6 protein-coding genes are annotated in these 5,526 nt (G+C 60.9%); 1 reads left to right on the forward strand and 5 read right to left on the reverse strand.

From position 1 onward, the window contains the following. On the reverse strand, nt 1-476 hold a 476-nt coding region (locus Q7T64_RS12160; protein ID WP_304795937.1), incomplete at its 3' end, for an ABC transporter substrate-binding protein. Between the two features lie 199 nt (nt 477-675). After that, nucleotides 676-1,329 (reverse strand): GntR family transcriptional regulator, encoded by a 654-nt coding sequence (locus tag Q7T64_RS12165; RefSeq protein ID WP_304795939.1) that lies wholly within the window; start codon nt 1,327-1,329, stop codon nt 676-678. 211 nt (nt 1,330-1,540) lie between these two features. Here Q7T64_RS12165 and Q7T64_RS12170 point away from each other — a divergent pair, with 211 nt between their 5' ends. Continuing rightward, nucleotides 1,541-2,347 (forward strand): sterol desaturase family protein, encoded by an 807-nt coding sequence (locus tag Q7T64_RS12170; protein WP_304795941.1) that lies wholly within the window; start codon nt 1,541-1,543, stop codon nt 2,345-2,347. A 34-nt stretch (nt 2,348-2,381) separates the two neighbouring features. Here the strand turns inward: Q7T64_RS12170 and Q7T64_RS12175 are convergent, their stop codons facing one another. The 3 genes from Q7T64_RS12175 to Q7T64_RS12185 form a co-directional block, all read right to left on the reverse strand. Further along, nucleotides 2,382-3,983: a gamma-glutamyltransferase family protein gene (locus Q7T64_RS12175; RefSeq protein ID WP_304795943.1), complete on the reverse strand. Its 1,602-nt coding sequence runs from the start codon at nt 3,981-3,983 to the stop codon at nt 2,382-2,384. Then, on the reverse strand, nt 3,980-4,789 hold the full coding sequence (locus tag Q7T64_RS12180; protein ID WP_304795945.1) for a TetR family transcriptional regulator: 810 nt from the start codon (nt 4,787-4,789) through the stop codon (nt 3,980-3,982). The genes Q7T64_RS12175 and Q7T64_RS12180 overlap by 4 nt, the downstream gene beginning before the upstream one ends. Nucleotides 4,790-4,867: 78 nt before the next feature. After that, on the reverse strand, nt 4,868-5,526 hold a 659-nt coding region (locus Q7T64_RS12185), incomplete at its 5' end, for a polysaccharide deacetylase (protein WP_304795948.1).

Genomic DNA, 5,526 nt, shown 5'->3' on the forward strand with positions numbered 1-5,526 from the left:
TTGTCGGTGGAGCGGAACAGGTAGCGCGGCTTGGCCATGGTTTCGCGCACGCCGTCCTGGGTGGTGCCGTCCCAATACATGGTGACGGTCTTGAGTTCTTCTGCCGTTGGTCCCATCGCCAGGCTGACGCCGGATGAAACGATGCCCTGCACGCAATCGACCTTGTCCTGCAACACCAGCTTGCGCAGGCGCTCGATCGAATCCTTGGCGTTGGTTTCTTCTTCAACGATCAGCTCGACCTTGCGTCCGGCGATGCCGCCGCCGGCATTGATCTTGTCGACCGCAAACTGTGTGCCGCGCAATCCGCACTCGCCGATGGTGCCGGCAATGCCGGCCTTGGGCGCGATGATGCCGATGCGCACCGGCTTGTTCTGGGCAATCGACGGGAAGGAAACCAGTCCTGTCCCCAGCAAACCGAGACCACCAACCGCCTTCAGCACCTTGCGGCGTGCGACGTTACTCTTTGGCTTTTCCATCTGATCTCCTCCAATATATTTATAGTTTTCAGTCTTTGGTCGCATCCACACGGAAAGCAATTATGGAAACGGTGCACAACTAATATATCAGGAAAAATCAACATTCCTCCAGTCAAGCATGTCGTCCTGAAATATTTTTTTGGCCCGGGATGGTCGTGCCAGATCGCAGTACCAGGTGCCATACCAGACGATGGCCGTGCTAGATCGCGGTCATGACGGTGGATCGGGTGAAGGACTCGATGTTGTCGAGCAACTGGTCGCAAGTGCTGCCGGCGGCGACGACATCGGCTTGTGCAATGGCACTGGCCACTGCCGCATGCAAACGGGAGATTTCCGGCAGATCCGCCGCCTGCTTGTAGTGGAAATACCAGAACCGGCGCGACAGGCCATGCACCAGGCGCATTGCGCCTTCCGAAAACTCGTTGCGTGCAGCCGCCAGGCAAAGCTCGTTGAATTCGCGGTCGGCGCGGATGAAACTGACATCGTCATTGGCTTGGCCCGCTACCTTGAATGCCTCGGCCAGCTGGCCGAATCGTTCGCGCTCGGCAGCGGTGGCGCGCTTTGCCGCGCTGCGGCACACCAGGCGCTCGATTTCCCGACGGGTTTCCAGCAGGCGCAACTGCTTGCTGACGTCGATTTCCGGAATCAGCAGCCCCCGTTGCGGCAGTATCAGGATCAGGTGCTCGCGCGCCAGGCGCTGGATGGCTTCGCGGATCGGCGTACGGCCGATGCCGGTGGCACGGCTCAATGTCAGCTCGGAGACGGCGCTACCGGGCCGCAACTTGAGCGTGACAATCGCCTCTTCCAGCTTTTCATAGGCAAGATCGGTCAGTTTGGCGGTGGGCGCGAGCATTGAATCTTCAACAGTAAATGCCAACGCTTCGGTATTCGGGGGAGTCGGACTGCTTTTTTCGGCTTTCGCCATCGGCTTCCTGGATGCCATCGGGTTCTTTAGCTCGGTAAATTTAATTGTCGAAAGTGCCCTATTGTAAGGCACGGGAAGTTGACCGACATGCTGAATACCACTAATATATCAGCATGAATCACCTGTCAGGAGACCGATCATGATGTCTGAACGCCAGCGCAAGTTCCGCGAAAACTACAAGGCGGAAATCAGCCCCTTTTATAGCGGGCTGCTGCATATCGCGGTGATGTACGCCGCCGGCATTTCCGCCATCTACTACTGCATTTCGCAACTCAGTGGCGCCGGTTGGGAGTGGTGGCTGGTGCTGCCGACTTTCATCGCCGGCAATTTTGTCGAGTGGGCCATGCACCGCTACGTCATGCACCGCAAGATCGATGTGTTCGCGCTGCGCGCCATTTACGACCGGCACACCCGCCAGCATCATCAGTACTTCACGGACAATGACATCACCATCGACACCACGCGCGAGTTCCGCATCGTGTTTTTCCCGTGGCGCGTCCTGATCACGCTGGGCGTGGGCGGTGTCATATTGGGCGGCTTGGCGTCGGTCATTTTCAATCCGAATGCGGGCTATATCGTGTTCCTGACGATGGTCGGCCAATACTTGATATACGAGACCTTCCACTATTGCTGCCATGTGCACGAGAACTGGTTTGTTCGCAATATGCCGTTCGTCAACACGATCCGCAGGCATCACACCGCGCATCACAACCAGGGAATCATGATGAAGTACAACATGAACCTGACCTTCCCGATTGCCGACTGGTTCCTCAACACCAGCGACGTCAAGCGCAGCTTGCTGGGCACGCTGTTCAACGGCTATAGCGAAAAGTATGTAAAGGAAGAACTCAAGCCGGTGATGGCGCGCTTCCGCAACGACGACTCACGCGTCACGCTGGACGGCCCGCTGCTGACGGCCGAAGAAGAACGGATCGTCGCCGCCTGACCGACGCCGCTGGCCGCGGACGACGCCCGGCGAATCACACGCCGAGCGCGCGTCCGTCGCTGCGAGGATCATGGGCGCCGGTAAACAGGCCGGTCTTGCCGTCGATCATGATCGCTCCCGGATGACCGGCGAGCGGGCTTTGCGCGTCAATGGTGGTGATCGCGTGCCCTTTCCTGGCCAGCCCTCCCAGCACGGCGTTGCCGCAATCCTGCTCGATCTTGAGCGAATCACTGGCATCGGAAAACGTTTTCCCCAGCAGGAAACGCGGTGCAGCCAAGGCCGCCAGCGGGTCCATGCCGTAGTCGATCATGCGGGTCAGTATGGCCGCCAGCGTTTGCGGCTGGCCGTCGGCGCCCTGCGTGCCGTACAGGATGTGCGGCCTGCCCTGTTTCAGGTACATGCCCGGGTTCAGCGTGTGGAACGGCCGCTTCCCCGGCGCCAGGCAATTCGGATGTGACGGGTCCACAGAAAACGCAGCGCCGCGGTTATGCCACAGCATGCCGCTGTCGCCGACGGCAACGCCGCTGCCCCAGTCGAAGTACACCGTTTGCAGCAGCGACACGCAATTACCTTGCGCATCGGCGGCCGCGGCAAACACCGTGTCGCCATTCCTGAACAGGTGCGGCCATGGCATCGCCCGTCCGGGATCGATGCGCCCGGCGAGCGAATCAAGATGCTGGCCTGATAGCAGTGTCGCCAGCGGCACCGGTGCAAAATCCGGATCCGCGACATGACGGTCGCGGTCAATGAAAGCAAGTTTCACCGCCTCGACCAGCAAGTGATAAAACGCGGTGCTGCCCTGCTTTATCCGGCTGAGATCGAAGCGATTCAATATCCCCATGATCTCCAGCGTGGTGACGCCTTGCGTGGGCGGCTGGTGCGCCACCAGTTCACCATCGCGGTAGGGCATGCGCAAAGGCGGCTCGATCCGGGCCCGGGTGGCGGCCAGGTCCGCTGCGGTCAAGGGCGAGCCCGCCTGCTCCAGTCCTTGCGCCAGGCTGCGCGCCAGCGCGCCTTCGTAAAAATCACGATGCCCGCCTGCCGCCAGGCGCCTGATCGTCTGCGCCAGTTCTGGCTGCCTGAACATCGTGCCGACCGCCGGCGCCATCCCGTTGGGCATGAAGGCGTCCAGTACGCCCGGCAGTGCGTGCAGTTCAGCGGCACGGAAATTGGTCCAGAAATGCTGTGAGGCCGTCACCGGGAATCCATCCTGCGCCAGCGCCAGTGCCGGCGCCAGCAAGTCGGCCCAGCTTTTGCCACCGCCCAGCTCATTTCGGCTGATCTCCAGGGCTGTGCCCAGCGCATCCACGGTGCCGGCGCTGGTCAGCATGGCGCCTGGACCGCGTACCGGAATCGCACGGCCTGGCTGGTATCCCGACAGATCCGCCGCCGCCTGGCCGATGCCGGATATCGTCCTGATGTTGCCGGACGCGTCGCTGATGATCAGGAAGGCATCGCCGCAAAATCCGGTGAATTGCGGATACGTCACGCACAGCGCCGCACCGATCGCAATGGCGGCCTCGACGGCGTTGCCGCCCTCTTTCAATACGTTCAGGCCAGCTTCGCTTGCCAGCACGTGCGGACTGGTGACCATGCCCTCGGAGGAACTTGCCAGCAGCCGGGTCACGCTATTCATTTGCTGGCACGCTGTCGTTTTGCCACGCTCACCTTGGCGGCGACGGGCCTTGCCGGGCGCTTGCCAACTGCCGGCGAACTGGCCCCCGGCAAAACGCCGCGACGATCCGCAGGCATGGCGATCTGCGCATAGTCCGATCCGGACCGGAGGAAGCAGAGCAGCATCCGGTCGGTCTGCGCCCGGTGCTCCGCCTGCCATTTTTCCTCAGTCAGGTCGCGCTTGAATATGTAGGAAAGCGTATGCGCATTCGACTTGTGATAATAGGCCATCGCGACCAGCGTCACGTACAGATGCAATGGGTCGATTCCGGGCGCAACCGAGCCTGCCGCCACGCCGCGCTTGAGCAGGCTATCCAGCAATGTCAGCACCGGGGACGATACCGTCGGGATCAGGGATGACTTCTTGATGTACTGGGCGCGGTCGAGATTTTCCGAGGACAGGATGCTCATCAGCTCGTGATGCTCGGAGAAATGGCGGTCGATGAAATCGAACATCTGCATCAGTCCGGCCAGCGGCTCGACGTCACTGAAATCGAGCTTCAGTTCCTCCTGCCGCAGCTCGGCGATCACCGTCTCCAGCACGGCGACATAGAGATTTTCCTTGCTGCCGAAGTAGTGATACAGCATCCGGATATTGGTCTGCGCGCTCTTGGCAATTGCATCGATCCGGGCGCCGCTGAAGCCCTTGGCGGCAAACTCGGTGATCGCAATATTCAGTATGTGGCTGCGCGCCTGCTCAGCGCTGCGGCGCACGGCAGGCGGCTTCGCCTTATCGGCGGTGGGTTTGACGCTTTTTCGTGTTGCCATGTTTGGTTTGATCGCTTGATTCTTGCAGTGGTTCAGTCGGACGTATCCGACAGGCCGTTCATGCCCATGCGTGCAGGATCACGGATTTTCAGCCAGCGCACGCACCGCATCGATCGACTGCACATGATCGTAAATGGCGCCTGGCGTGGTCCACCATGCCTGGCCACGGGCGCGAATGCGCATCAGCGCCGCGCGCAGCGCCTTCAGGCGATACGGATGACCGATCAGGTACGGATGCAGCGCGATTCCCATCACCAGCGGCTGCTGCGCCGATTGCATCAGCATTTCGTCGAACTGGTCTTCGATCATCTGGCTGAACGCCAGCATGTCGAGCTGGCGTGCCACCAGCATCGGGATATCGTTGAGTTCCTGCGGGTAAGGCACCGACCACAGCACGCCCTTGCGCGTCTTCATTGGCATGGGCTGGTCATCGTGAGACCAGTTCAATGTGTAGCGGTAACCGCATTCCTGCAACAAGTCCGGCGTGACGGTGGACTCTGCTATCCACGGCGACAGCCATCCGCGCGGCGCACTGCCCTCCTGCCCGGCAATGCGCGCGGTGCAGCCTGCGATCAGTGAGCGCTCCGCCGGCTCGTCCAGCACGCCCTGGGTCTCGGCATTGGTATGCCCGTGGCCGATCACCTCATCGCCGCGCGCGCGGATTGCATCGGTAATCTGCGCACAGTCGTCGTACAGGCTGGTATTGATCAGCGCGCCGACCTTGATATCGAGCTTTT

Source organism: Lacisediminimonas sp. (genome assembly GCF_030645335.1).
Taxonomy (GTDB): domain Bacteria; phylum Pseudomonadota; class Gammaproteobacteria; order Burkholderiales; family Burkholderiaceae_D; genus Lacisediminimonas.